At 32.2% G+C, this 24,060-nt stretch carries 29 protein-coding genes, 3 tRNA genes and 1 riboswitch; of the genes, 29 read left to right on the forward strand and 3 right to left on the reverse strand.

Annotated elements, in window-relative coordinates:
• The first annotated feature begins 6 nt into the window (after positions 1 to 6).
• The 16 genes from wecB to mreB all read left to right on the forward strand — a co-directional run bounded on the left by wecB (position 7) and on the right by mreB (position 13,131).
• Complete coding sequence (gene wecB, locus C4R78_RS00430) at positions 7 to 1,161, forward strand: non-hydrolyzing UDP-N-acetylglucosamine 2-epimerase (protein WP_146057651.1); 1,155 nt, start codon at positions 7 to 9, stop codon at positions 1,159 to 1,161.
• A gap of 194 nt (positions 1,162 to 1,355) precedes the next feature.
• Positions 1,356 to 1,715 (forward strand): ATP synthase subunit I, encoded by a 360-nt coding sequence (locus C4R78_RS00435; protein WP_103895121.1) that lies wholly within the window; start codon positions 1,356 to 1,358, stop codon positions 1,713 to 1,715.
• Entirely contained in the window at positions 1,690 to 2,391 is a 702-nt protein-coding gene (locus C4R78_RS00440) for a F0F1 ATP synthase subunit A (protein ID WP_103895122.1), read from the forward strand. Before C4R78_RS00435 ends, C4R78_RS00440 begins: the two co-directional genes overlap by 26 nt.
• A 14-nt stretch (positions 2,392 to 2,405) precedes the next feature.
• Positions 2,406 to 2,642: an ATP synthase F0 subunit C gene (gene atpE, locus C4R78_RS00445; protein ID WP_103895123.1), complete on the forward strand. Its 237-nt coding sequence runs from the start codon at positions 2,406 to 2,408 to the stop codon at positions 2,640 to 2,642.
• Between the two features lie 44 nt (positions 2,643 to 2,686).
• Positions 2,687 to 3,166: a F0F1 ATP synthase subunit B gene (locus C4R78_RS00450; protein ID WP_159945756.1), complete on the forward strand. Its 480-nt coding sequence runs from the start codon at positions 2,687 to 2,689 to the stop codon at positions 3,164 to 3,166.
• A 1-nt stretch (position 3,167) separates the two neighbouring features.
• Positions 3,168 to 3,707 carry a F0F1 ATP synthase subunit delta gene (locus tag C4R78_RS00455; protein ID WP_103895125.1) on the forward strand — a complete coding sequence of 180 codons (540 nt, stop codon included), beginning with the start codon at positions 3,168 to 3,170 and terminating at the stop codon, positions 3,705 to 3,707.
• Positions 3,708 to 3,711: 4 nt separating this feature from the next.
• Positions 3,712 to 5,223, forward strand: a complete 1,512-nt coding sequence (gene atpA, locus C4R78_RS00460) for a F0F1 ATP synthase subunit alpha (RefSeq protein WP_103895126.1) — start codon at positions 3,712 to 3,714, stop codon at positions 5,221 to 5,223.
• Positions 5,224 to 5,228: 5 nt separating this feature from the next.
• Entirely contained in the window at positions 5,229 to 6,065 is an 837-nt protein-coding gene (atpG, locus tag C4R78_RS00465) for an ATP synthase F1 subunit gamma (RefSeq protein WP_103895127.1), read from the forward strand.
• A 14-nt stretch (positions 6,066 to 6,079) separates the two neighbouring features.
• Positions 6,080 to 7,462 (forward strand): F0F1 ATP synthase subunit beta, encoded by a 1,383-nt coding sequence (gene atpD / locus C4R78_RS00470; RefSeq protein ID WP_103895128.1) that lies wholly within the window; start codon positions 6,080 to 6,082, stop codon positions 7,460 to 7,462.
• A gap of 11 nt (positions 7,463 to 7,473) precedes the next feature.
• On the forward strand, positions 7,474 to 7,734 hold the full coding sequence (locus C4R78_RS00475; protein WP_159945757.1) for a FoF1 ATP synthase subunit delta/epsilon: 261 nt from the start codon (positions 7,474 to 7,476) through the stop codon (positions 7,732 to 7,734).
• A 72-nt stretch (positions 7,735 to 7,806) separates the two neighbouring features.
• Positions 7,807 to 8,406 carry a YwmB family TATA-box binding protein gene (locus C4R78_RS00480; RefSeq protein WP_103895130.1) on the forward strand — a complete coding sequence of 200 codons (600 nt, stop codon included), beginning with the start codon at positions 7,807 to 7,809 and terminating at the stop codon, positions 8,404 to 8,406.
• 16 nt (positions 8,407 to 8,422) lie between these two features.
• Positions 8,423 to 9,676, forward strand: coding sequence for a UDP-N-acetylglucosamine 1-carboxyvinyltransferase (gene murA, locus C4R78_RS00485; protein ID WP_103895131.1), 1,254 nt, complete (start codon positions 8,423 to 8,425; stop codon positions 9,674 to 9,676).
• A gap of 82 nt (positions 9,677 to 9,758) precedes the next feature.
• The gene (spoIID, locus tag C4R78_RS00490; RefSeq protein ID WP_103895132.1) at positions 9,759 to 10,796 is read left to right on the forward strand and encodes a stage II sporulation protein D; all 1,038 of its coding nucleotides are present in this window, start codon (positions 9,759 to 9,761) and stop codon (positions 10,794 to 10,796) included.
• Positions 10,797 to 10,826: 30 nt separating this feature from the next.
• Positions 10,827 to 11,657 carry a M23 family metallopeptidase gene (locus C4R78_RS00495; RefSeq protein WP_103895133.1) on the forward strand — a complete coding sequence of 277 codons (831 nt, stop codon included), beginning with the start codon at positions 10,827 to 10,829 and terminating at the stop codon, positions 11,655 to 11,657.
• Positions 11,658 to 11,767: 110 nt separating this feature from the next.
• Complete coding sequence (gene spoIIID, locus C4R78_RS00500) at positions 11,768 to 12,022, forward strand: sporulation transcriptional regulator SpoIIID (RefSeq protein WP_103895134.1); 255 nt, start codon at positions 11,768 to 11,770, stop codon at positions 12,020 to 12,022.
• An 80-nt stretch (positions 12,023 to 12,102) separates the two neighbouring features.
• Entirely contained in the window at positions 12,103 to 13,131 is a 1,029-nt protein-coding gene (mreB, locus tag C4R78_RS00505; RefSeq protein WP_103895135.1) for a rod shape-determining protein, read from the forward strand.
• A 1-nt stretch (position 13,132) separates the two neighbouring features.
• Here mreB and yyaC read toward each other — a convergent pair whose 3' ends face one another.
• Positions 13,133 to 13,669, reverse strand: a complete 537-nt coding sequence (yyaC, locus tag C4R78_RS00510; RefSeq protein WP_103895136.1) for a spore protease YyaC — start codon at positions 13,667 to 13,669, stop codon at positions 13,133 to 13,135.
• A gap of 113 nt (positions 13,670 to 13,782) precedes the next feature.
• Between yyaC and C4R78_RS00515 the strand changes: the two genes are divergently transcribed.
• The gene (locus C4R78_RS00515) at positions 13,783 to 13,962 is read left to right on the forward strand and encodes a hypothetical protein (RefSeq protein ID WP_146057652.1); all 180 of its coding nucleotides are present in this window, start codon (positions 13,783 to 13,785) and stop codon (positions 13,960 to 13,962) included.
• A gap of 10 nt (positions 13,963 to 13,972) precedes the next feature.
• Here the strand turns inward: C4R78_RS00515 and C4R78_RS00520 are convergent, their stop codons facing one another.
• Positions 13,973 to 14,671 carry a tRNA lysidine(34) synthetase gene (locus C4R78_RS00520; RefSeq protein WP_103895138.1) on the reverse strand — a complete coding sequence of 233 codons (699 nt, stop codon included), beginning with the start codon at positions 14,669 to 14,671 and terminating at the stop codon, positions 13,973 to 13,975.
• 219 nt (positions 14,672 to 14,890) lie between these two features.
• On the opposite strand from C4R78_RS00520, the gene C4R78_RS00525 reads away from it, so the two are divergent.
• The 10 genes from C4R78_RS00525 (at position 14,891) to C4R78_RS00570 (ending at position 19,979) form a co-directional block, all read left to right on the forward strand.
• Positions 14,891 to 14,966 (forward strand) — tRNA-Val (locus C4R78_RS00525).
• A gap of 5 nt (positions 14,967 to 14,971) precedes the next feature.
• Positions 14,972 to 15,047: transfer RNA gene (locus tag C4R78_RS00530), tRNA-Thr, on the forward strand.
• 3 nt (positions 15,048 to 15,050) lie between these two features.
• A tRNA-Tyr gene (locus C4R78_RS00535) sits at positions 15,051 to 15,136 on the forward strand.
• A gap of 179 nt (positions 15,137 to 15,315) precedes the next feature.
• Positions 15,316 to 15,753 (forward strand): diguanylate cyclase domain-containing protein, encoded by a 438-nt coding sequence (locus tag C4R78_RS00540; protein WP_159945758.1) that lies wholly within the window; start codon positions 15,316 to 15,318, stop codon positions 15,751 to 15,753.
• Positions 15,754 to 15,848: 95 nt separating this feature from the next.
• Entirely contained in the window at positions 15,849 to 16,595 is a 747-nt protein-coding gene (locus tag C4R78_RS00545; protein ID WP_278308547.1) for an EAL domain-containing protein, read from the forward strand.
• Positions 16,592 to 17,836, forward strand: a complete 1,245-nt coding sequence (locus C4R78_RS00550) for a methyl-accepting chemotaxis protein (RefSeq protein ID WP_103895141.1) — start codon at positions 16,592 to 16,594, stop codon at positions 17,834 to 17,836. The genes C4R78_RS00545 and C4R78_RS00550 overlap by 4 nt, the downstream gene beginning before the upstream one ends.
• A 50-nt stretch (positions 17,837 to 17,886) precedes the next feature.
• Positions 17,887 to 17,989, forward strand: a riboswitch (SAM riboswitch).
• A gap of 110 nt (positions 17,990 to 18,099) precedes the next feature.
• Positions 18,100 to 19,290, forward strand: coding sequence for a methionine adenosyltransferase (metK, locus tag C4R78_RS00555; RefSeq protein ID WP_103895142.1), 1,191 nt, complete (start codon positions 18,100 to 18,102; stop codon positions 19,288 to 19,290).
• A gap of 80 nt (positions 19,291 to 19,370) precedes the next feature.
• Positions 19,371 to 19,595, forward strand: coding sequence for a DUF1659 domain-containing protein (locus C4R78_RS00560; RefSeq protein ID WP_103895143.1), 225 nt, complete (start codon positions 19,371 to 19,373; stop codon positions 19,593 to 19,595).
• 11 nt (positions 19,596 to 19,606) lie between these two features.
• On the forward strand, positions 19,607 to 19,822 hold the full coding sequence (locus C4R78_RS00565; protein ID WP_103895144.1) for a DUF2922 domain-containing protein: 216 nt from the start codon (positions 19,607 to 19,609) through the stop codon (positions 19,820 to 19,822).
• A 10-nt stretch (positions 19,823 to 19,832) separates the two neighbouring features.
• Entirely contained in the window at positions 19,833 to 19,979 is a 147-nt protein-coding gene (locus tag C4R78_RS00570; protein WP_103895145.1) for a YvrJ family protein, read from the forward strand.
• Positions 19,980 to 19,995: 16 nt separating this feature from the next.
• Here C4R78_RS00570 and C4R78_RS00575 read toward each other — a convergent pair whose 3' ends face one another.
• Entirely contained in the window at positions 19,996 to 21,210 is a 1,215-nt protein-coding gene (locus C4R78_RS00575; protein WP_159945759.1) for an MFS transporter, read from the reverse strand.
• Between the two features lie 107 nt (positions 21,211 to 21,317).
• Here C4R78_RS00575 and C4R78_RS00580 point away from each other — a divergent pair, with 107 nt between their 5' ends.
• Entirely contained in the window at positions 21,318 to 21,839 is a 522-nt protein-coding gene (locus C4R78_RS00580) for a hypothetical protein (RefSeq protein WP_103895147.1), read from the forward strand.
• A 5-nt stretch (positions 21,840 to 21,844) separates the two neighbouring features.
• The gene (gene recD2, locus C4R78_RS00585; RefSeq protein WP_103895148.1) at positions 21,845 to 24,052 is read left to right on the forward strand and encodes an SF1B family DNA helicase RecD2; all 2,208 of its coding nucleotides are present in this window, start codon (positions 21,845 to 21,847) and stop codon (positions 24,050 to 24,052) included.
• The last annotated feature ends 8 nt before the right edge of the window (positions 24,053 to 24,060 follow it).

The raw sequence follows: 24,060 nt of genomic DNA on the forward strand, positions 1-24,060 counted from the left end.
ATTTATTTGAAAAAGATTAAAGTTATGACGATATTTGGAACAAGGCCTGAAGCGATAAAAATGGCGCCTCTTGTTAAGGAGTTTGAAAAAAGAGAAGAATTTGAATCAATAGTTTGTGTTACTGCTCAGCATAGGGAAATGCTTGATCAGGTTTTAGATTTATTTAAAATAAATCCAGATTATGATTTAAATATAATGAAGGAAAGGCAATCTTTAACAGGTATTACAACTAGAGTTTTGGAAGGTTTAGAAAATATATTTAAAAAAGCGCAGCCGGATATAGTTCTTGTTCATGGGGATACAACAACGACTTTTGCAGGAAGTCTTGCTGCTTTTTACAATCAAATAAAAATAGGCCATGTTGAAGCAGGATTAAGGTCTTTTAATAAATATTTTCCATTTCCTGAGGAGATGAATAGAAAATTAACAGGAGCTCTTGCAGATTTACATTTTGCTCCTACAAAAACAGCAAAAGAAAATCTTCTAAGGGAAGGTATAAGAGAAGAAGATATATTTGTTACAGGAAATACTGTAATAGATGCTATGAAAACTACAATAGATAAAAACTATAATTTTTATACAGAGGAGCTTAATTTTATAGATTTTAAAAATAAAAAAGTTATAATGGTTACAGCTCACAGGAGGGAAAATTGGGGGCAGCCCCTTGAAAATATTTGTCAAGCTTTAAAAAGAATTGCTTTAGAATTTGAGGATGTTGAAATAGTTTATCTTGTTCATTTAAATCCAGCTGTTAGAGAAGTTGCCTATAGAGTTCTTTCAGATGTTGAAAGGGTTCATCTTCTGCCACCATTAGATACAAAGGAAACCCATAATTTAATGGATAGATGCTATATGGTGGTTACAGACTCAGGTGGACTTCAAGAGGAAGCTCCGCATCTTGGAAAACCAGTTTTGGTTTTAAGGGATGTTACAGAAAGACCAGAGGCAGTAAAAGCTGGAACATCAAAAATAATTGGAACAGAGACAGAAAATGTATATCAGAATATTAAAACTTTGTTAACCGATAAAGATGAATATAAAAAGATGTCCAATGCCATAAACCCGTATGGGGATGGCAAGGCTTCTGAAAGAATTGCAAATTCTATACTTTATCACTTTGGTATATTTAAAAAACGTCCAGAGGAATATAAAAGCTTTTAGTGTAAATTAAAGATTTTTTAATGAAATAAAAGAAATATGACTTTTGTTTTCTTAAATTATAGTTCAACATTATAAATTGTATATTATATTGTTTTTTTAAGTTTGTATTATAAAATTAAAGTGCTAAAATAAGTTTATGTAATACCGATATCGTTATGATATCGGTATTAAATTTTTTTAAAGTGGTGGTGTGATTGATAAAACAAAAAATTAAGTTTTCTGTTTTTATAGCTTTATTTTTATTTATACTAATTTACTTTATTAAAAAAAGCTTTGCAAAGGATTTCTTATTTGGGTATTTTTTAGGTTTGTTTAATTTTTTTAATCAGATTTTTATAATTAATTTATTATTTAGTAAAAAAATTATAAAGTTATATTATGTTTTCTTTTTTTTAAAATATTTTATCATTGCATTTTTACTATTTATTTACATTAAAGAATTTAATGCAAATGTAATAGGCATTTTTATTGGAATAACTGTTATTTACGTTTCAATCATAATAGACAGCATAAAAAAGGGTGATGGAAATGGAAAATGCAAAACCATTGTTTGAGATTGTACTGTTTGGAATAAAAATTCCAATACATGAGGTAATAGTCCTCCAATGGATTATAATGCTTTTTATAATAAGCTTTGTTTTGGTATTGTTTAAAAAGTTGAGAACTGTCCCCAATAATTTACAATCTTTTGGGGAGATTGTTGTTGAGACTATAAATAATTTAGTTTTAGAAAACATGGGTAAAAAGTATATTAAGTTTGCTCCTTTTATTGGAACGTTAGCTATATTTCTTACTTTTATGAATTTATTTGATTTATTTGGATTTAGGCCACCAACTTCCGATTATTCTGTAGCATTAGGTTTAGCTATTATGTCCTTTGTTTTAATTCAAGCTAATGCAATAAAAGAAAATGGGCTAAAACATTACTTTAAAGCCTTTGCAAAGCCGTTTAGTTTTATGCTTCCTTTAAACATAATTGAAAGACTAGTAGTTCCAATATCTTTAAGTTTAAGACTTTTTGGAAATGTTTTAGCTGCAGTTATTATAGTTGAACTTTTATATAAAGCCTTAGGTTACGTAACAAAAATTTTAAATATATCCATTCCTATCTTACAAATAGGTTTACCTATTCCTTTCCATATATATTTTTCTATATTTGATGGTTTAATACAAATGCTTATATTTATCATGCTTACAATGATATTTATTAAAACAACATCAGAACATTAAAAGGAGGAATTTGTATGTCAATGTCAATGGCTCTTATTGCAATCGGCGCTGGAATTGCAGCGTTAACAGGAATTGGTGCAGGAATTGGAACAGGTATTGCTACAGGAAAAGCTGTTGAAGCAGTTTCAAGGCAACCAGAAGCTAAAAACGATATAATATCAACTCTTATAATTGGTTGTGCTTTTTCAGAAGCTACAGCAATTTACGGTCTTTTAGTGGCAATAATACTTCTATTTGTATTTGCAAAATAATTTAAAGGCTTGCATTTGCAAGCCTTTAAAAAAGGAGTGATATTGTGAATATAGAGTTTTGGACAGTATTTTTTACTATTTTAAATACGCTCATTTTATATGCTGTCCTTAAAAAGTATTTCTTTGATAGATTTACCAATTTTATGGAAAATAGAAGGATTTCTATAGAAAATAAAATAAACGAGGCTAATCTAAATTTAGAAAAATCAAGGGAACTTTTAAAAGAATATGAAGAAAAATTAAAGGAAATTGAAAAAGAAGGCAAAAAACTTATGGAGGATTATAAAAGAAGGGCAAATGAGCTTTATGAAAGTATTTTAGCCGAAGCTAAAAAGGAAGCTGAACTTATAAAAGAAAGGGCAAGAAAGGATGCAAAGCTTGAAATAGAAAGGGCAAGGGATGAGATTAAAAGGCAAATTGTTGATTTGTCTTTCTTGGCAGCTTCAAAAATATTAGAAAAAGAGCTGGATGAAAAAACTCATCATAAATTAATAATGGAATTTATAGATAAGGTAGGTAGTTAATATGAGGGATATAGCTTCTTTAAAATATGCCTATGCTTTATATGAAGTTGCATTAAAGGAAGATAAGCTTGATGAGTATCTTGAAGATTTAAAGGGCGTTTTAGAAGTTTTTAAAACTTCTTACGACCTTTTGGAATTTTTGAAACATCCTGAAATACCCTTTCAGAACAAAACTAGTCTTATAAGCAATGTTTTTAGGGGAAGAATAAATGAGGAAATTATAAAGCTTTTAAATTTACTTGTTAAACATGACAGGATAGAAGATTTTAGGCATGTTTATAAGGATTATAGAAAGCTTGCCCTTGAACATAAAGGGATAAAGATTGCCCTTGTTAAAACAGCTGTTGAACTTACAGATGAAGAAAGAAGACTTTTAATAGAAAAACTTTCCAAAAGATATGGTAGCGAAATAGAACTTGATGAGGTTATAGATAAAGAAATAATAGGGGGAGTTTGGGTAAGGGTAAAGGATGAGGTTTTAGACGGAACTTTAAAGACAAAGCTTGATATGATGAAAAAAGCTTCTTTAACTGAGAGGTGATAACATGGTTAAGGTAGATGAAATAAGTTCAATAATAAAAGCTCAACTTTCTAAGTATAAAAATGAAATCCATCTTGCAGACACAGGAACAGTAGTTCAAGTAGGAGACGGAATAGCAAGAATATACGGACTTTATAATGTTATGGCTGGAGAGCTTTTGGAGTTTCCAAATAACATATATGGAATGGCTTTAAACCTTGAGGAAAATAACGTTGGTGCAGTTTTATTTGGACCAGATCAAGGTATAAAAGAAGGAGATATAGTTGTAAGAACAAAAAGGGTAGTTGAAGTTCCTGTAGGAGAAGAACTTATAGGAAGAGTTGTAAATCCTTTAGGACAGCCAATAGACGGTAAAGGTCCTATAAATGCTAAAAAGACAAGACCGGTAGAGAGGGTTGCTCCAGGGGTTATTGAAAGAAAATCTGTTAAAGAACCTATGCAAACAGGTATAAAGGCAATAGATTCAATGGTTCCAATAGGAAAAGGACAAAGAGAGCTTATAATAGGTGATAGACAAACAGGAAAGACAGCAATAGCAATAGATGCTATAATCAACCAAAAAGGAAAAGACATGATTTGTATATATGTTGCCATAGGACAAAAGCAGTCAACTGTTGCACAAATCGTAAATACCCTTGAAAAGTTTGGAGCTATGGACTATACGATTGTAGTATCAGCTACTGCATCAGATCCAGCTCCGCTTCAATATCTAGCACCTTATGCTGGATGTGCAATGGGAGAAGAATTTATGGAAAATGGCAAACATGTTTTGATAGTTTATGATGATTTATCAAAACATGCAGTAGCTTATAGAACAATGTCTTTGCTTTTAAGAAGGCCTCCAGGAAGAGAAGCTTATCCAGGAGATATATTTTATATCCATTCAAAGCTTTTAGAAAGAGCGGCAAAGCTTTCAGATGAGCTTGGTGGAGGTTCTATGACAGCTCTTCCTATAATAGAAACTCTTGCAGGTGATGTTACGGCATACATTCCAACTAATGTTATTTCTATAACAGATGGGCAAATTTTCTTAGAAGCAGATCTTTTTGCATCAGGGGTAAGGCCTGCAATAAACCCTGGTATTTCAGTATCAAGAGTTGGAGGTTCTGCTCAAATTAAAGCTATGAAGCAGGTTGCAGGAATGCTTAGATTGGAACTTGCACAGTATAGAGAGCTTGCAGCCTTTGCACAATTTAGTTCAGATCTTGATAAGGAAACAAGACGAAAGATTGAAAAGGGAAAAAGACTTATGGAGGTTTTAAAACAGGATCAATACAGTCCTATGCCTGTTGAGGATCAAATAATAATATTATATGCTGCTGTAAATGACTATTTAAATAATATTCCTGTTGAACACATAAAAAGATTTGAAAAGGAATTATTAGAATATGTAAGAACCCATGAGGCTGAACTAAGAAAGATGATAATAGATAAAAAGGAAATTGATGAAGAGGTAAAAAGTAGATTAGATAAAGTTATAAGCGATTTTTTGGCTTCTTTCAAATATGAGGAGTGATTTAAATGTCTAAAGGGGAACTTTTAGAAATAAAAAGGAGGATAAAATCCATAAAAAACACCCAAAAAATTACAAAGGCTATGGGACTTGTTGCTACAGCAAGGTTTAAAAGGTTAAGGGAGATACAAGAATATACTAATGAATATTTTAAAGAGGTTTCTAACACTTTAGAAAAGCTTTATTTAGAAGAGGTTTTTGATTCTGTATATTTTAAAGAAAATAATTCGGACAGGGATTTATATATAATAATTACTTCAAATACAGGGCTTTGTGGAAGTTATAATTCAAATATTATAAACTTTGCAAAAGAAAAGATAAAAAAGGATGACTATTTGATTGTAATAGGAGATAAAGGATATAATTTTTTTAAAAAAAGAGGATATGAAATAGTTTTAAACCTTCCATCTTCAAAGTTTCCAAGTTATGAAGATGCAAAGAATATAGTGAATGTTATAAATGAATACTATTTAAGTCAAAGAGTAAAAAATGTTTATTTAATTTATACAAAATTTATAAGTTCAGTAAAGCAGGAAGTTGAATGTTTAAAATTACTTCCTTGTAAAAAAAATAAAACAAAATCTGATATTTTGCTTGAACCTAGTAAAATAAACGTTTTTGAGTTTTGTTTAAAAATATATTTAGAAGTTTTATTATATAACTCTATATCTAACTCTCTTGCCTCTGAGTTTGCTATTAGAATGAGTGCAATGGATAGTGCAACTAGAAATTCACAAGAGCTTTTAGATAAGCTACAAATAAAGTTTAACAGAATAAGACAAAGCATAATAACTCAAGAGGTAACTGAAATAGTAAGCGGTGCAGAAGCATTAAATTCAAATTAACGGAAGGTGAAAATATGAATAAAGGGAGAATAGTTCAAATAATTGGACCAGTTATAGATATAAGATTTCAACCTGGGAAACTTCCTGATATTTATAACGCCATTCATATTCCAAAAGGGGATAAAATATTAGTTGCTGAGGTTATGCAACATCTTGGGGATGAAGTTGTAAGAACTGTAGCAATGGATTCAACCGATGGACTTGTAAGAGGGATGGAGGCAATAGATACAGGAGGACCTATTAAAGTCCCTGTAGGAGAAGAAACTTTAGGAAGATTATTTAATGTTTTAGGACAGCCGATAGATAACAAAGGAGAAGTTTTAGCAAAGGAATTTTATCCAATTCACAGGCCTGCTCCAAAATTTGAAGAACAGGCGGTGGAACCTGAAATATTCGAAACAGGTATCAAAGTAATAGACCTTATGTGTCCATATCAAAAAGGTGGGAAGATAGGTTTATTTGGAGGAGCAGGAGTTGGAAAAACAGTTCTTATTCAAGAGCTTATAAATAATATTGCAAAGGAACATGGAGGGCTTTCAGTATTTGTTGGAGTTGGAGAAAGAACAAGGGAAGGAAACGATCTTTACTATGAAATGGCTGAATCTAAAGTTCTTGATAAAACTGTTCTTGTATTTGGACAGATGAACGAGCCTCCAGGAGCAAGAATGAGGGTTGCATTAACTGGGCTTACTATGGCGGAGTATTTTAGAGATAAAGGAAATGACGTTCTTTTGTTTATAGACAATATATTTAGATTTTCTCAAGCAGGTTCTGAAGTTTCAGCGCTTCTTGGAAGAATTCCATCAGCAGTGGGATATCAGCCAACCCTTGCAAATGAAATGGGAGCTTTGCAGGAAAGAATAACATCAACAAAACATGGCTCAATAACTTCAGTTCAAGCAGTTTATGTTCCTGCAGACGATTTAACTGACCCTGCTCCAGCAACTACATTTACTCACCTTGATGCAATGACAGTTTTATCAAGATCTATTGCTGAACTTGGTATTTATCCTGCTGTTGATCCACTGGAATCTTCATCTAGAATTCTTGATCCAAGGATTGTAGGAGAAGAACATTATGAAGTTGCTCAAAGGGTAAAAGGAATACTTCAAAGATATAAAGAACTTCAGGATATTATTGCAATCCTTGGAATTGACGAACTTTCTGAAGAGGATAAGCTGATTGTTTCAAGGGCAAGAAAGATACAAAAGTTTTTATCTCAACCTCTTCATGTTGCGGAACAATTTACAGGAATGAAGGGTAAATATGTTCCAATAAAGGAAACAGTAAGGGGATTTAAGGAAATATTAGATGGTCTTCATGATGACCTTCCAGAACTTGCCTTTTATATGGTTGGAACTATCGATGAGGCTGTAGAAAAGGCAAAGAAATTATAAGAGGTGATATGGTGGCTTTTAAGTTAGAAATTTATACACCTTATGAAAAGTTTTTTGAAGGTAATGTAAATTCCATATCTTTAAACACATTATCAGGAAGTCTTCAAATACTTCCAAGGCACATACAAACGGTTGTGGGAATAAAACCCTGCATAATGAAAATAAACACAGAGGATGAAACTTTAAAAGTAAAAGTTTCAGAGGGGATATTAGAATTTCAAAAAAACAACTGTAAAATATTTGTTTCTTTTGCCCAAAAAGTGGAGGATTAACCTCCACTTTTTTTATTTCTTTTGAATAAACAAGTTTTAAAAGGTAATACTTAAAGGATAAGGGGTGATATTATGAAAAAATTTTTTGCGTTATTTTTATTTTTTATTTCAATTTATTTTTTATACTTTCCAAAGAATACTGATGCAATGTCTAATCTTATTAGATTTTTTAATGAGAATAAAATAGAATATATAGGAACTAATTTAGAATACAATATAAGTTTAAAGTCAAAAATAAATATGGAGGATATTAAAAATATTATAAAGGACAAAGCAGATTTAAAGATTTATTACAAACAAGATGCAGTGGTTTTAAATATTTTTTCACAGCATTTAAAGGATGTGAATATTATAGATAATATAAAGGATGTATTAGATAAGACCTTGGGAAATTACTTTGCTTATACATTAATACAAGGAAAGATTAATAGAAAATTATCAAAACAAGAAAAAAAAGAGCTTGCTTTTAAAATTTTAAAGGTTTTTTATGGTAAAAAAATAAATTTAATTGAAGATGAAAGATATGTAAGTTTGATTGGATATTCTAGATATTTTAAAGATAGTCTTACTATAAATGGAAGGAATTTTAATATAAACATAGCAATAAGGGATGGCAGCGATGGCTGTACATATGTTCTTATAGGTAATCCTATAATTACAGTTGAGTATTAATGAATGGAGGAGTATTATGAGCAGAATAATTATAAAAGGTGGTAGGAAGCTTAGTGGAAAAGTTAGAATTAGCGCTGCAAAAAATTCAGTTTTACCTATTATTGCAGCATCGCTGCTGACAGGATACGAATGTATTCTTGAGGATATCCCTTTTTTAGAGGATGTAAATGTTATTTTAAGCGTTTTGGATTCATTAGGAGTTAATATTTTTATAGATAAAAATAAAGGGAATTTGTATATTAAAGCAGAAGATTTGAAGTCCTTTGAACCTTCCTATGAACTTGTAAGAAGGATGAGGGCATCTTTTTTGGTTATGGGGCCTATTCTTGCAAGGTTTGGGATAGTTAAAATTTCAATGCCGGGAGGTTGTAACATAGGTTCAAGGCCTATAGATTTGCATTTAAAAGGACTTAGTCAACTTGGAGCTGATATAAATTTAGGCCATGGATATGTTGAGGCAAGGTGTAAAAAACTTAAAGGGACGAAGATTTATCTTGATTTTCCATCAGTTGGTGCAACCGAAAACATAATGATGGCTGCAGTTTTAGCAGAAGGAGAAACTATAATAGAAAATGCGGCAGAGGAGCCGGAGATAGTTGATCTTGCAAACTTTTTAAATAAATTAGGAGCAAGGATAATAGGTGCTGGAACAGATATTATTAAAATAGAAGGGGTAAAGGAGCTTAAAGGGACAAATCATCAGGTGATACCAGATAGGATTGAAGCAGGAACCTACATGATAGCAGCAGCAATAACTGGAGGGGAGGTTACGGTAGAAAACGTCATTACAGAGCATATAAGGTCAATAATAGCAAAGCTTCAAGAGGCAGGAATATATGTAAAGGAGGAGCAAAACAAAGTAAAGGTTAAAGGTAGTCAAATAATAAATGCGGTTGATATAAAAACTATGCCTTATCCAGGTTTTCCAACGGATATGCAGGCACAGTTTATGGCCCTTTTAAGTATAGCTCATGGAGTTTCTATAATTACAGAAACTGTTTTTGAAAACAGGTTTATGCATGTAAACGAGTTAAAAAGAATGGGAGCAAACATAAAAATAGATGGAAGAAGCGCAATAGTTGAAGGAGTGGAAAAGCTTACAGGAGCTCAGGTTAAGGCAACAGATCTTAGAGCTGGGGCTGCTCTTGTTCTTGCAGGGCTTTCGGCCGAAGGAGTTACTGAAGTTTCGGATGTTTATCATATAGATAGAGGTTATGTTGATATGGTTGGAAAATTAAAAAAATTAGGAGCTGAAATAGAAAGGATTTAACTGCCTTAGGGCAGTTTATTTTTTTGAATAAAATTTAATTAACCAAAATAAAATATATTAGGTTTGCTTTGGGGGGAGAAAATTGAAACACATAGGATATTATATTTTTTTAATATTTTTTTTAATAATTTTTATACCTGTTGTTGTTTTAGGAGGAGTAGGGGAGGGCCTTAAACTTCCTGTTATAATAAATAGGATTCCTAGTTTTTTAAATCAGCCGGAGGATGTAAAAAAAGTAGATTCTGATATAAAAGTAAAAGTTTATGATGTGAAAAAAGGGAAAATAATTGAACTAAATCTTGAGGATTATGTTGCAGGGGTTGTTTCAGCTGAAATGCCCGTATCCTTTCATATAGAAGCTTTAAAGGCTCAGGCCATAGCTGCAAGAACTTTTGTTTTGGCTAATATGATATCGCAGGGAGGAAGTGGATGTTCAAAATGTAAAGGGGCAGATGTTTGCAGCGACGTTCACTGTCAAGCGTGGTTGTCTAAAGAAGAAAGATTAAAATTATGGGCCCCTGAAGTAGCCCTTTCAAATTGGAATAAAATAATGGAGGCTGTAAATTCTACAAAGGGTTTAGTAATTACCTATAACGGACAGATAGCAAAGCATGTAAAGTATCACTCAACAAGCGGAGGGAAAACGGAGGATAGCAGATATGTATTTGGATATCAAGAGCCATATCTTGTTAGTGTAGAGAGTCCTTATGAAGAAGAGGCACCAAATTATATAACAACGGTTGTTATGACTAAACAAGAGTTTGTAAGGAGGATAAAACAATTAAGCCCTAGCATAAAAATAGATGAAAAAAAGCTTGCAAACCAAATAAAGATTTTAGATTGGACTGAAGGAGGAAGAGTAAACAAAATAAAAATAGGAGATCAAGAATTTACAGGGATAGATATAAGATGGGCTATGGGGCTTAAAAGTGCAGCTTTTAGTATAAAAATAGATTCTAAGAATGTTACTTTTACTGTAAAAGGTTATGGTCATGGTGTTGGCATGAGCCAATGGGGAGCTAATGAAATGGGTAAAAGAGGCTATACTTATAATCAGATAATAAAACATTATTTTAAAGGAGTTGAAATAAAAAATATAGATGAAGTTTTAAAAAATTAGGGCTTTGGCCCTAATTTTTTTATTTTTTGAATGTATAAAATGGGATTATTTGGACAAAACTATTTTACAGGAGGTGTGGTTATGGGATTTAAAGATAACTTAAAAAGAATTTTTCAAAGAGAGGCATTTTATGTTGTGCTCTTTGTCTGTTTGTGTTTAGTTGCAGTTGCAGCAGTTTATGTTTCAAGAAATAATTCTCAAATCGGAAAGGATTTAGCTAAAGCTCCTCAAGAGAGAATTACTCAACCTAACAATGAACCTACATTGGTTGAGGAAGATAACTTAGAAACTCCAGTTTCACAACTTCCAAAATCCAACCTTCAAAATAATGACAAAGGTAAGCAAACAGATAAAGAGCAGGCAAAGCAAGACAAATCAACTTCAAAGTCCAGCAATTCTACAGCAGCTTTTAAAATGATTATGCCTGTTGATGGTGAAGTTACAAAAACATTTGACAAGGAAAATCTTCAGTATTCAGCAACACTACAACAATGGGAAACACATGAAGGAATAGACATAGCAGCAGATGTAGGAACAGAAGTAAAGGCTGCAGCTGATGGTAAAGTTGTTGATGTTATTACTGATGATAGGATAATTGAAGGGCTAAATCTTAAAACAGGATATGGAATTACTGTAATAATAGACCATGGCAATGGTATTCAATCAGTTTATGGAAACTTGGCACAAGATGTAAAGGTTAAAAAGGGAGATAAGGTTAAAAAAGGTGATGTAATAGGATTTGTTGGAGACACTTCAATAAGAGAATCAAGCAGCATAGAAGGAAGCCACCTACATTTTGCTGTTCTTAAAAAGGAAGGAAAAGAATATGTAACAGTTAATCCGCTAGATTTTATAAAGTAATCAAAAAGGGCTTTGCAGAATGCCATTGCTTTTGCAAGCCCTCTTTTTTTAGAAATAAATAGGTTTTATGGGACATATATTTAACTAAGTTGTAAAAGGGAGGTTAATAGATGAGGGATTATATAGAAGAAAGGGTTTTGGAAGTTGCAAGATATATAATAGAAACAAGGTCTACTATAAGGAAGGCAGCAAAGGCCTTTGGAGTTAGTAAAAGTACAGTCCATAAAGATATAACCGAAAGACTTCCTAAGATAAATCCTCAAATTGCTAAGGAAGCTAAGCAGGTTTTAGAGATAAATAAGGCTGAAAGACATATAAGGGGTGGAAAAGCTACCAAAATGAAATATAAATCAGCAAATGTGTAGAAATTTTCCCTACCAAGAAGGATTTTGTAGATTTTTATCGAATATATTAAATTGCAATAATTAAGGTAGGGAGTGAAAGTATGTTTTGGTTTAAAGGAACTGATATAGGGATAGATTTAGGAACAGCTAGCGTATTGGTTTATGTAAAAGGAAAAGGTGTAGTTTTAAGGGAGCCTTCAGTTGTAGCCATTGACAAAAATACAAACAAAATATTAGCTGTTGGGGAAGAAGCAAGACAAATGATAGGAAGAACTCCAGGGAACATCGTAGCAGTAAGACCCCTTAGAGATGGAGTTATATCTGATTATGACACCACAGAAAAAATGTTGAAACATTTTATAAAAAAGGCCTATGGGAATAAAAGGCTTATAAGGCCAAGGGTTGTAGTTTGTATTCCTTGTGAGGCAACAGAAGTTGAAAAAAGAGCTGTAAAGGATGCGGCCTATAGTGCAGGAGCAAGGGAAGTTTATTTAATTGAAGAGCCTATAGCAGCTGCTTTAGGTGCAGGAGTTGATATATCAAAGCCCAATGGTTGTATGGTTATAGACATTGGAGGAGGAACTACTGATATTGCGGTAATATCTTTAAGCGGTATAGTTGTAAGATCCTCTATAAAGGTTGCTGGGGATAAGTTTGACGAAGCTATAATGGCGTATTTAAAGAAAAAGTATAAGCTTATGATAGGCGAAAGAACTGCTGAGGATTTAAAAATAAACATAGGATGTGCCTATAAAAGGGATGAAGATCTTTCTATGGAGATAAAAGGAAGGGACCTTATAAGCGGTCTTCCTAAAAATATTCTTGTAACGTCAGAGGAAATTAGGGAAGCCCTTATGGAACCTGTTGACGCAATAGCAACTGCAGCCCATCGTGTTCTTGAAAACACTCCTCCTGAGCTTGCTGCAGATATAAGCGATAATGGGATATTAATGACAGGGGGAGGCTCTTTGCTTTGGGGGCTTGATAAGTATATTGAAGAAAGGACAAAAGTTCCAGTAAGAATTGCTGAAGACCCTATATCTTGTGTTGCAAAGGGAACAGGAATATCTCTTGATTATCTGGATTATTTAAACAAGGAAAAGAATAAAAAAACATTTAAAAAGGCATGATTTACATGCCTTTTTGTTTTGCAGCAAGTATTAAACTTTCTGAAATTATCCTTGCCATATCCCATACAAAACTTAGTCTTATATTATTAAGCCAATATCCTTCATTTATATCTATTGAGTCTACAACTCCAACAATTGATATATCTCCAATTGACGGGAGAGTTTTTCCAACTCCCTTTCCAGGGTGAACAGGACCTAGCTTTACTTGTATATCTCCTATATTTTCTTCAAATCCTAAACATGCATCGATTGCTATTATAAAGTGATTTGGATATTGGTTTTTTATATTGTTTATTATTTTCTCTAAGTTTATAGCATGGGCAGGGGATTGTAGGTTCCCAATTACAGGTAAAGGAAAAGAACTTTCTTTTAAAAATGTTCCAACCAGTGGACCTAAACTATCCCCTATACATTTATCAGTTCCTATACATACTACTAATGTATTTTCCCTTAAAAAACTAGAAATATATTCTGCTAAAATTTTTTTTGCATTAGGATCTTTGTAGTTTACAATTTTTCCTATTGTCTCAGATTTCAATAAATCACCCCCCTTAATTCATATATACAGAAGGGGGACTTTATTTATAACCTTTGAATAATTTTTTTTATTTTAAGGAAGAATATAAAAGAAAAAAATTAAGGGGTGATATTTTGAGGAAGAATTTAAATATGGTAATTGTAATTTTAGTTACATTTATGACGCTTGTAGCTATATTTAGTTTTAAGACCAAAAAAGTTAATACAGCCGTATATGATGAATATAACAATATTCAAGAAGATGTAGGGTACATATTTGATGATTATTACAATGTAAATATTAATTTTAAGTAGGGTTATAACCCTACTTTAATTTTTCATTATAAATTGCTCTAAACAAATTATCCTTAACATCTGGAATTTCCCTTTGAAGCTGTTTTATTAAATCCTTCATCTTTTGTCTTTGAGTTTTTTTGTTTGCAGGGCATGGATTTTCAATTACAGGTATATTGTTTTTCTTTATGGCGCTTCTTATTTCCTTTTCATAGGTATATATAAAGGGTCTTATTACATACATATCTTTATCTTCAAAATAAGTTACAGGGGAGAAGGTGTGTATTCTACCTTCAAAAAACAAAGAAAGAAGAAAAGTTTCAACTAGGTCATCTAGGTGATGAGCAAGGGCTACTTTGTTATATCCAAGCTCCTTTGCAGTATTATAAAGCGCACCCCTTCTTAGCTTTGCGCATAAAGAGCAGGGATTTTTTTCTTTTTTAATATCAAAAACTATTTTGGCAATATCTGTTTTAACTATTTTATAAGGAATTTCTATATTTTTAGTAAACTCAATCAAAGGGGTAAGGTCTGTGTCGTAAAATCCCATATCTATTGTTATAGCGCCAAGTTCAAATTTTTGAGGACTAAACCTTTTATATAAAGCTAGTGCATATAAAAGAAGGGTGCTGTCTTTTCCTCCAGATAATCCTACAGCTATTTTATCTTTATCTTTAATCATGTTAAATTCCTGAATGCATTTTCTAAGTCTTCCAAGTATTCTTTGCATAGTATCACCTCTTAGTAGAATATATCATATATTTTATGAAGAATAAATTATTTTTAATAAGATGAATTAAGAAGATATAAAAAGAAAAAACAAGATTTAGTTAGAATTATTAAGATAATTTAGTTATACAAGTTATAACAGGCTTTGAAAAAAATAAGGTTCTTATGTATACTTAATAATGTCGCTGGTGAGCGACGGAAAAAACAAAATAAAAAATGTGGGCGCCTAGCTCAGCTGGGAGAGCATCTGCCTTACAAGCAGAGGGTCACAGGTTCGAGCCCTGTGGTGCCCACCAAGCGTGCCGGCTTAGCTCAATTGGTAGAGCAACTGACTTGTAATCAGTAGGTTGTAGGTTCGAGTCCTATAGCCGGCTCCACATGGAGCGGTACCCAAGTGGCCAAAGGGGGCAGACTGTAAATCTGTTGGCAGACGCCTTCGGTGGTTCGAATCCACCCCGCTCCACCAAAGCGGACGCAGAAGCGTTCGCTTTTTTATTTTTTGCATTAGGCATATCAAGTAAAAAATACAAAATTTTTCATTAAAAATATGTTGAAATTTGGTGAAAAGTTATTATAATTTTAAATTGAAAATTAAATTTAACTTTTTTTTTTTTTTTAAACTTGCGGTTGTGGAGGTGCCACAGAGTGGATGAAAATAAATTTTTAAACTATATTACGGGCCTTCCAAACATTAATTATTTTAATGATTATGTTAAAAATTTTAAGGAATTTTTTGCTGTGATGGTATTAAACCTTGACAACTTTAGGGTTGTAAATAACAACTATGGCTTTAATGTGGGAAATGAGCTTCTTTTAAAAGTTTCAAAAAAGCTTTTAAAGATTTTAAAGGAAGAGCTTATAATTCACATAGGTGGAGATGAGTTTATAATCCTTTTAAGAGAAAAAAGGCAAAAAAGACAAATTGAAAGCTTAGCAAAACGGATTTTAAAAGAGCTAAGTAAACCTTTTAAGGTTTTTGATGTAAACATTGATATAATATCAGGAAGCCTTGGGATAGCCTTTGTTGAAAATTCTTTAGAGGAAGCTGTAAAAATGGCAGATGATGCAATGCGTTATATATAAAAAGTCATGGTAGAAACAACTTTAAAATTTATGAAAGCAATGTTGAATCCTTAACTTTAAAAAATCATGAGTATAAAAAAGAGATAATAAAAGCAATAGAAAATGAAGAAATAGAGGTTTTTTACCAGCCAAAATACTATGGAGATGGTGAAATAGCTGGGGCTGAAGCTTTAATAAGGTGGTTTAAAAATGGGAAAATGGTTGATACTATAAAGTTTCTAACTTTTGCAAAGGCAAACAATTTAATAGATAAGATAAACTTATATGTTATAGAAAGTGTTTGTGAAAGTATAAACGAATGGAGGTTAAAAAATTATAAGCCTATAAGAATTGCCATAAATTTAACGGAAAATCAGGTTGTATCCTACAGTAAGGCTAATGAGGTTGTTGAAGTTATAAAAAGCAAAAGTGTAGATTCAAGGTGGCTTGAGTTTGAGATAACTGAAAATATGATTATAGAAAACTTTGAAAAGGCGGTAACCAATTTAAACTTATATAAAGGGCTTGGAATTACAGTATCCTTAGACGATTTTGGGACAGGCTATTCTTCTTTAAATTACTTTAAAAAGTTAGCTTTAGACTCAATTAAAATAGATAGGGAGTTTATAGAATCACTAATGTTTGATTATAAAGATAGGATTATTGTAAAGACGATAATAGATCTGTCTCACTCTTTTGGTTATAGCGTTATAGCAGAGGGGGTGGAAAATGAATATCAATTTGAAGTTTTAAAAAAATTAGGATGTGATGCTTTTCAAGGTTTTTACTTTAGTAGGCCTTTGCCTAAAAAGGACTTTGAAAAGCTTATAAATAAAAAAATAAAACAGGAGGTATTTAGATGAGAACAAGGTTTTTATTTTTTAATCTTTTGTTTTTATTGATTATGGGAATTTTTCTGTATTTTATGAAGGTTAAGTTATTATATTCAATTTTATTGTTAGCGTTGTTTGAAGTTTATGCCATTGTTCAGGATAAGATTTCAATAGGAAGTTTTATAAATTCAATAGAGGATGTTAAAAATCATCTTGAGATGGTTGTAAAGGGAGATATTTCAAAGGATGTAGAATATACAAGTGACAAGAGAATGGATACTTTAATAGATAAGTTAAATGGGATGTTTAAATTAATGAGGGAACTTTTAACTAACATAAATGTGGCCTTTGACAATGTTGAGGAAAAATCAAAGGAGTTAAACGATATAGCAAATTACTCATCACAAAATACAGATAACATATCTTCTATGATACAGGAAGTTGCATCGGCATCTCAGGAGTTGTCTGCGACAATTCAGGAGGCTTCTGCAACTTTAGAGGAGATAACAGCTTCAATAGAAGAGATAAGTGCAAATAGCCAAAGCGCAAAGGAAAATGCAGAGTTTTCAATATCGGTATCAAGAAATGGCGTTGATGCGGTTAATAACTCTTTGAAAAATATGTATAGGATAAACGAATCTATAAAAAATATAGCTGCATCAATTGAAACTTTAAAGAAAAACGCAAAGGAGATAAATGGAATTGTAGATATTATTTTAAACATATCTAATCAGGTAAATTTATTAGCTTTAAACGCTGCAATTGAAGCTGCAAGGGCAGGAGAAGCAGGAAGGGGATTTGCAGTAGTTGCTTCAGAGATAAGGACGCTTTCTGAACAAACTCAAAGTTCTTCTAAAAATATAATTGAAGTTGTAGAAAGCATAAACGAAAATATTGAAAAACTTGCTAGTGAAATAAAAGAAAATGAAACTATAGTTACAGAGGGAGTAGATCTTATACAAAAGAGCGAAAAGGCTTTATCTGATATAATGGATAAGACATATGAAATAGCAGAAGTATCAGAACAGATAAACAAAGCAATACATCAGCAGTCGGATGCAATACAGCAGCTTAATGCTTCAATACAAAATATATCTGCAGCAGCTGAGCAGCTTTCAGCATCTTCACAGGAAGGTTCATCTGCTATACAAAACCAAGAGGAGATAGGAAGAAAGCTTTTAAATATATCAAACGATTTAGAAAAGCTTATAGTAATTCTTAACGATAGTTTAGATAAATTCATATATAAAAATAAAGATATTGACAATTAAATTATAGTATGATAATATTAGACGAGTAAAAATTGAATACGATAAGGTTATCCTTATCAAGAGAGGTGGAGGGACGGGCCCGATGAAACCCGGCAACCTGCGGAAAGCAAGGTGCCAATTCCTGCAGAATGGAAACATTCTGGGAGATGAGGACTATTTTAAGCCTCTTCTTGTCAGAAGAGGCTTTTTTTATAGTTTAGTTAAAAAAGTTTTTATATAAAATCCTGATGTAGGATATCATATATTATGAAGGAGGGTTTAGAATGGTTAAAAGGCTTTTTACATCAGAATCAGTAACAGAAGGACATCCAGATAAGGTTTGCGACCAAATTTCAGATGCTATACTTGATGCTATACTAGCTCAGGACCCATACGCAAGGGTTGCTTGCGAAACTGCTGTTACAACTGGTATGGTTTTGGTTATGGGAGAAATTTCAACAAATTGTTATGTTGATATTCCAAAGATAGTAAGAAAAACTATAGAAGAAATAGGATATACAAGAGCAAAATATGGCTTTGATGCAGATACCTGTGCAGTTATAACTTCAATAGATGAACAATCACCAGATATAGCAATGGGTGTTGATAAAGCTTTAGAAGCAAGAAAAGGAGAAATGGATCCAATAGAAGCTATAGGTGCTGGAGACCAAGGAATGATGTTTGGTTTTGCATGCAACGAAACACCAGAATATATGCCACTACCGATATCCCTTGCCCACAAACTTGCAAGAAGGCTTGCTGAAGTTAGAAAGAATGGAACTTTAGATTATTTAAGACCAGATGGAAAAACTCAAGTTACTGTTGAATATCATGATGATAAGCCAGTTAGAATAGATACAATAGTTGTTTCAGCACAACACAGCCCAGAAGTTACAAGGGAACAAATTGAAAGGGATATAATAGAACATGTTATAAGAAAAGTTGTTCCAGCTCATCTTTTAGATGAAAATACAAAATATTTTATAAACCCAACAGGAAGATTTGTAATTGGTGGACCACATGGAGACTCAGGATTAACAGGAAGAAAGATAATAGTTGATACATACGGTGGATATGGAAGACACGGTGGTGGAGCTTTCTCAGGAAAGGACCCAACAAAGGTTGACCGTTCAGCTGCTTATGCTGCAAGATGGGTAGCAAAGAACTTAGTTGCAGCAGGACTTGCAGATAAGCTTGAAGTTGAAATAGCTTATGCTATAGGGGTTGCAAAGCCAGTTTCAATAACAGTTGAAACATTTGGAACAGGAAAACTTCCAGATGATAAGATTGTTGAAATAATAAATAGAGTATTTGATTTAAGACCAGCTGCTATAATAAAGCAACTTGATCTAAGAAGACCAATTTACAGACAAGTTGCAGCATATGGCCACTTTGGAAGAACAGATCTTGATCTTCCATGGGAAAGACTTGATAAGGTAGAAGAAATAAAGAAAGTAGTTGCTGAAATGATGTAAACTTAGGTGCTTGCACCTAAGTTTTTTTTGTATAAAAAACTAGTATTTTCCCCTAATTATATGGTGAAGGGGGTGGTAAAATGGCAGTTACATCAGTAAAGGTTACATCAAATGTTATTTTTAAAGTTAAGGTTGGGGTTGACCAAAACGGAAACGACATTGAAAAAAACGTAACTTTAAAAAGAATAAAGGCAAATGCACAGGATCAAGATGTTTTTGATGTTGTTTTAGCCTTAAGCAACCTTCTAGAAGGACCAGTTCAAAGCGTTACAAGACAGGATATATCCCAATTGATTAATGCATAGGGGGGATCTAGATGAAAACTTTACAGATGGTTTTTCAAAACAGTGAAGGTAAAAACGTCTCAATAAACATACCTTATGTTAAAGATGGGATTACAGCAGAGGATATAAAAAATGTTATGAACCTTATAATATCTAAAAACATATTTGATTCTCAAGGAGGAGACCTTGTAAGGATAATGGGAGCAAGCGTAATTTCAAGGGATGTTACTGATTATGATGTAAAGTAAGGGGGATTTTATGGATAATCTTTTAAATCAGATAGCCAATTTAGGCTTTCCGATAGTTTTATCTATTTACCTTCTTGTTAGGGTGGAAGGTAAATTAGAAAAACTTTCTGAAAGCATAAATGAGCTATCTAAGGTTATTGCTTCTTTTAAAGGTTAAGGCAGGTTATCCTGCCTTAACTTATTTTATGTCTTATTACAAACATAAGGCCTGAAAATATTCTTAAAAATCCTATTATTACAAGGGCTGTTTTTATATCTGTTATTTTATATAGTCTCATGCCAACCCAAGGTGAAATTACTAAGGTTATATTGGTAATAAGATTGTAAAAGGCTATAAAAGATGTTCTGTTTTCTCTTGGGCAAACTTCGTATAAAGAGTTTAAAAGAAGTAACATAACCCCTGAAGTGCTAAGGCCTGTTAGCGGGACAAAATATGTAACTTGGTATATTTTATTTGATATTGAATAAGCAAAGGGGGCTACTGCCATTCCAAGGGATGCTATTGTTATAGCAAGGGAATTTCCCTTATTTTTAGAAAAATGTCCCCAAAATTTATATCCAAAGGCCATTGCAAGACCGTTTATTGCTGAAATTATTGATGTCCACATCTCATTTGTTTTAAGGTAGTCAACTTCATAGGTTAAAAATAAAGGCCAAGCCATTTGCCATGTAAAATGAAAGATAAATATAGTGATTATAAATATTAAATAGTTTTTATGTTTTGGAAGATTTTTAATAAAATCTATTGATATTTTGTTGTTTTCATTGGAAACTTCTGCATGTTTTAAATTTTTGGGTATTCTATGCATAATAAGAACAATAACTTCTAAAACACCAAATATAAAGGCTACTATAAAAGCTATTTGGTATAGGGATATAAGTTGAGATTTTGTTTTTGAAATGCTATAAAGCAAAAATCCTGTAGTTAATGTGGTTATTGTTCCAACTAATGTGGCAATGCTGTTTCTTGAAGATAAGCTTGCTTCCCTATCTCCAGGAGGAAAAATATCCGCTATCAAGGACTGCCAAAGAAAAATTGCTATAGAGTTTGGAAAGTTCATAGCGCTGTAAAGTATTACAAAGGCTAAGGGCCTTGTGTTTTTAGGCAAAAAAGGGACAAGAGCCATGGTAAGATAAAAAAATCTTGTTGCAAGAAAACATAAGGAGGTTGTTCTTTTTTTGTTCTTTGTGTTTGTTAAAATGATCCCCCCTAAAAATATAGCTAGTATACTAAAAAATGCTGGCAGAGAGTTAAAAAGGGACACTAGTTCATCATTTGCATTAAGTCTTTTTAAGAAAAGGCCTGCAAAGGAAGTGGCAAGGTTTACTGATATAACCTGTAAAATTCCGTTTAGATTATTTAAAAAGAAATTGTTTTTAAATTTCAAAATAACACCCCCATCCTAGAAAAATTATAACATAAAAATAACCCTTTGACACCGAACAAATGTTCGTATTATAATTTTTTTGTAATTTAATGGAAGGGGATGGGAGAATGTTGATATACATTTTACCCTATTATATAGAAAATTTAGGAGATGGATGTAAGATAAAAGATGAAAAGGGAGAAAGAATTGTTAGTGTAAAAATTACAAACCTTTTAAAAAGCATTTTAAAGGAAAGGATGCTTGATTTTAGAGAGGTTAAAAGAAAAAGCAAGAGAATTTTAAACCAAAGAAATATAATTCCACTTTACATAGGAGATGGGGAAATACTTTTGCCTGTAAAGGTAAGAAGACCTAAAGTTTTAAGGGATGAAGTTTATGGCTATGTTAATTTTTATTTTATTGATAAAATAGAAGATGGACAGATTATTTTAAAGGATGGTCAAGTTATTAATTATTTAGAAAGCAAAAGATGTCTTTCTAGAAGGATTAAGATGGTAAGCCTTTTAGAAAGAGAGTTTTGTGATAAAATTAAATCAAATTATTTTAATTTAGATGACCCTGCTACAAAGGGAGATATAATGTTTCTTTTAAAAGAAATAATTGATATTAAAAGACTTTTAGATAGGTGATGGAAATGATAGAAATAGAAGGAGTTGTAGAAAACATAATTTTTAGGAATGAAGAAAATGGATATACCGTTATAAAACTAAGGCATAATAACGATATAATATCTGTTGTTGGTATAATGCCTTATATAAGCGAAAACATAAAGATAAAAGTATTTGGACAGTGGGTTTTACATCCCACCTTTGGTCAGCAAATAAAGCTTATATCTTATGAAGAAGTTACTCCAAATACAGCAGATGGCATAGAAAAGTATTTGGCCTCTGGTCTTATTCCAGGAATAGGTCCTGTTACTGCCAAAAAGATAGTTGAAAAGTTTGGAAAAGACACCTTTGAAATAATTGAAATGAATCCTGAAAGGCTTACAGAGGTTGATGGAATAGGAGAAAAAAAAGCTCAAAGGATAGCAGAGGCTTTTATAGAGCAAAGGGAACTTAGAAATGTTTTAATATTTCTTCAAAGTTATGGTATTTCCACTAATATTGGGGTTAAGATTTTTAAAAGGTATGGAAATGAAACTATAAAAGTTGTAAAGGAAAACCCTTATAGGCTTTGTGATGAAGTAAATGGTATAGGCTTTAAAACGGCAGATAAAATAGCAAGAAGTTTAGGAGTTGATTTGAATTCAAATTATAGAATTAGAGCAGGAATAAAATATGTTCTTGCAAATTGCATATCTAATGGCCATGTATATCTTCCAAAACTTGAACTTTTAGAGGAGGTTTATAATCTTTTAAACGTTCCTAAGGAGCTTATTGAAAATGAAATTTTATCTTTAATCAAATCAAAGGAAGTTGTATGTGATAAGATAGAAGGTCAAGAGGCTTATTATCTTGCACCATATTATTTTGCAGAAACAAAAGTTGCAGCAAAACTTATAGAGCTTTCCCTTCAAACTATAAATGAAGATATAAATTGGATTGAAGAAAATATAGCTGAATTTGAAAAGGAAAATAATATAGAGCTTGCAAAAGAGCAAAAGGAAGCTGTAATAAAGGCTATAACCAGTGGGGTTTGTGTGATAACAGGAGGTCCTGGAACGGGAAAGACGACTATAATAAAGTGTATTATTAGAATATTTAAGAAAAAAGGATTACAGGTAGCTTTGTGTGCTCCAACAGGAAGGGCAGCAAAAAGGATTACTGAGGCTACTCAAAGTGAAGCTAAAACTATTCACAGGCTCCTTGAAATAGAATTTTTAGAATCAGAAAATGGCCCCTCCTTTGCAAGAAATGAAGATAATCCATTAGAGGAGGATGTGATAATAGTAGATGAGGCCTCTATGGTGGATATTCTTCTTATGAATAGTCTTTTAAAGGCAATAGACTTTGGAAAAAGGCTTATAATCGTGGGAGATGTTGACCAGCTTCCATCAGTGGGGCCGGGTAATGTTTTAAGGGATATAATAGAAAGTAAATCAGTTCCTGTTGTAAAGTTAAATAAAATTTTTAGACAAAAAAATGAAAGTCTTATTGCCATAAATGCTCATAGGATAAATAAAGGGGAAATGCCATATCTTAATGAAAAGGATAAGGACTTTTTCTTTATACAAAAAAGCAACCCTAAGGACGTTTTAGAAGAAATACTAAATCTTGTAGATAGGCGTCTTCCAAGTTTTAAAGAAGGCTTTGACCCTTTAAGGGATATACAGGTTTTATCTCCTATGAGAAAAGGTGAAAATGGCGTTTTAAACCTTAACAGAGAGCTTCAAAGGATACTAAATCCACCATCAAGCCTTAAAGCTGAAAAGGAAGTTAGGGATATTGTATTTAGAGAAGGCGATAAGGTTATGCAGATTAAAAACAATTACAGTTTAGAATGGACTGGAGCTTTTGAACAGGGCTTTGGAGTTTTTAATGGAGATATTGGATATATAGAAAAGATAGATAATGAAGAGCAAAAAGTAATTGTTGCTTTTGAAGATAAAAAGGTTGTTTATGATTTTTCAAACTTAGATGAGCTGGATCTTGCCTATGCTATAACCATACATAAAAGTCAGGGAAGTGAGTTTCCTGTTATAGTTGTTCCTGTTTGTTTTGGACCACCTATGCTTATGACAAGAAATTTAATCTATACGGCAATTACAAGGGCTAAAAAACTTGTGGTTTTGGTAGGAATGAAACAGGCTTTAGGCTATATGATTTCAAATGATAAAGTTTCAGATAGATATTCAGGGCTTAAGGAAAGGATAATAAGGTTTATATCTGATTTAAAATAGAGGTGATA

The organism is Caloramator fervidus (assembly GCF_900108045.1).
Taxonomy (GTDB): Bacteria; Bacillota; Clostridia; order Clostridiales; family Caloramatoraceae; genus Caloramator; species Caloramator fervidus.